Here is a 2,798-nt window from a genome sequence, read left to right as displayed (position 1 = left end):
CGCAGGCACCGCCCCCGCCACCGCCCCAGCAGCCGGGCTACGGCTACCCCGGCCAGCAGCCCAACCCGTACGCGCAGCCCCCGCAGCAGCCGTACGGGCAGCAGCCCAACCCCTATGGCCAGCAGCCCGGTTACGGCTACCCGGGGCCGGGGCAGCCCGGTCAGCCGACCATGCCGTTGCACCCGCAGCCGGGCCAACCGGGCGGCGGCGGACGGAAGTTCGGGGCGTCCGCGGTGATCATCACCGCGGCGGTCGTGGCGATCGCGCTGATCGTCGGCGGCGGGATCTGGTACTCGTCCTCGTCCGACAAGGACGACAAGGCCGGCGACAAGAAGACGACCGCCAGCTCAACTCCCTCGGACAACAAGGGCGGTACGGGTGGCACCACGTCGGGCGGCAAGGAGAAGGTGCCCGCCGACACCGCCTCCAAGGTCCTCTTCCAGGTCCCGATGCCCAAGGTCGCCGACACCATGGTGACCACCGGCTCCTGGCTCACCGACAAGGTGTACGCCAAGAGCGGGGCCGCCGAGATCGACGGCTACGACCGTGACTCCGGCGCCAAACTGTGGACGATCAAACTCCCCGGCCCGGTCTGCCAGGCCACCAAGAACACCACGACCGACGGCAAAACGGCGATCATCTACGAGCCCGCCATGCCGACCAAGGCCAAGCCCTCGAACGGCTGCAGCCAGATCGCCGCGATCGACCTGAACGCGGGCACCAAGCTGTGGACCAAGACCTCCAACTCCGGTGACCAGCCGATCAGTTTCGAGAACGTCACCGTCAGCGCGAACACGGTCGCCGTCGGCAGCACCAACGGCGGCGCCGCCTTCGACATCGCCACCGGCAAGGTCCTGTGGAGCCCCAAGGTCGCCGACTGCTACGACGACGGCTACGGCGGCGGCGCCAAACTGGTCGCGGTCCGCAAGTGCGGCACGTACGACTCGCCCACACTCCACATCCAGACCATCGACCCCACCTCCGGGAAGGTGCTCTCGGACTACAAGATGGCCCAGGGCATCGAGTACGCCAGCATCGTGTCGACCGACCCGCTGGTCGTCGCGGCCGACGTCGGCGACAGCGCGGGCGACGGCAGCGGCATCTCCGACTTCTTCTCCATCGACAACAAGACGGGTGCCCTGCGCGCCCACATCTCGGCACCGGGCAAGCAGTACGCGGCCCGCTGCGACGGCATCACCCGCGTCGAGGCCTGCACCGAACTCGCCGTAGGGAACGACCGGTTGTACGTGCCGACCGAGGAACACGACGGCTCCGGCGACTCCTACAGCAAGACCAACGAGATCGTCGCCTTCGACCTCGCCACCGGCAAGCAGACCGGCCAGCGCGCCGACGCCGGCGACGGCTACACCATCACCCCGCTGCGCATGGACGGCAGCAACCTGCTCGCCTACAAGTACCCGCCCTACGACAAGGGCGGCCAGATCGTCAGCATCGACGGCAACTCCTTCAAGGAGACGACGCTGCTGGAGAACCCGAGCACCGAGACGGTACGGGACACGGAGACCAGCTTCCTGCCGGACTACGCGGAGATCCTCTACGCGGAGGGCCGGCTGTACATGTCGGCGGTCTACGCGGACAAGCCCTCGTCGTCCTCCACCGACGACAAGGACCTGGCGATCGCCTTCGGCACAACAGGCTGAACCACCACCCCCGTTCACCTTCTCCCGCACCACCCTCATCACCCGTGAATGCCCCGGAATGCGAAAAAGTCAGTCGATCCGGGGCACTTCTCTCCTGTAGGGGCAGCGCAACGTCGAACAAGCGTGTAGCTTCCGGGGGCATGAAGAACGGGGGTACTGGGGGCCCTCTGTTCTTGGGGACCAGTGGGCATCCATAGTGGGCATCCATTGGGGGGACTGGGGGGTTGCTCGATGGGAGTGCGGCTGATGGTGGTCGACGACCACCGATTGCTCGCCGAGGCACTGGCCTCGGCACTGAAGCTGCGGGGACACCGGGTGCTGGCCGCGGCGGCGCCCGCGGCGGGCGCGGCGGAACTGGTGATCACCCGCGCACCCGAGGTGTGCCTGCTGGGCACGGCGACACCGGCCGAACCGGGCATCTTCGACCCGGTGGTGAAGATCAAACGCGAACGCCCGCAGGTCGCGGTCCTGGTCCTCGGCCCGGTCCCGAGCCCGCGCGGCATCGCGGCGGCCTTCGCGGCCGGCGCCTCGGGCTACGTCCGCCACGACGAGCGCATAGAGGGCGTGGAGCGCGCCATCATGAAGGCCAGGGCGGGCGAGGCGGCCGTAGCACCGCAGCTGTTGCAGGGAGCCTTCAGCGAACTCCTCAACCCGGCGGCCCAGCCCGACGACGAGGGCCAACGCCTCCTCCAGATGCTCACGCCGAGGGAGGTCGAGGTCCTGGTCCGGGTGGCCGACGGCGAGGACACCCGCCTCATCGCGGCGGGCATGGGCATAGCCCCGTCGACGGCCCGCACGCACGTCCAGCGGGTTCTGATGAAGCTGGGGGTGGGTTCCCGCCTGGAGGCGGCGGCACTGGCGGCCCGCACAGGCCTGCTGGACAGGGCGGGCCCACTGACCAGTTCGGCGGGTCCGGACGCGTAGTGGACCAGCGGTGGGCGCGGGAGGCCATGACCCGCAAGGAACACGCGGCTGCCCTACGTGCCGTCCGCAAGGGCAGACCGACACAGGACCCTGCGGTGGACACGGGTCAGCCGTGACGACGATCGACGCGGCCGGCGTGTATGCCCTGGAGGAGGGCGGCGAGGGCTGTGGGGGTGGTGGTGAGGAAGGTGGCGGGGGTGGTGGTTCAGCCTG

The 2,798-nt window shown here is 69.3% G+C and carries 2 protein-coding genes; both read left to right on the top strand.

The window, feature by feature from the left end:
- A partial coding sequence (locus tag JHN45_RS51435) for a PQQ-binding-like beta-propeller repeat protein (RefSeq protein WP_236585047.1) occupies positions 1 to 1,661 on the top strand: 1,661 nt, incomplete at its 5' end.
- A gap of 231 nt (positions 1,662 to 1,892) precedes the next feature.
- Positions 1,893 to 2,585 (top strand): response regulator transcription factor, encoded by a 693-nt coding sequence (locus JHN45_RS51430; protein WP_200717694.1) that lies wholly within the window; start codon positions 1,893 to 1,895, stop codon positions 2,583 to 2,585.
- Positions 2,586 to 2,798 lie beyond the last annotated feature (213 nt).

This window comes from Streptomyces sp. MBT53 (genome assembly GCF_016654115.1).
Lineage (GTDB): Bacteria > Actinomycetota > Actinomycetes > Streptomycetales > Streptomycetaceae > Streptomyces.
Note: the sequence above shows the minus strand (reverse complement) of the source record. Positions and strands in the feature narration are given on the sequence as shown.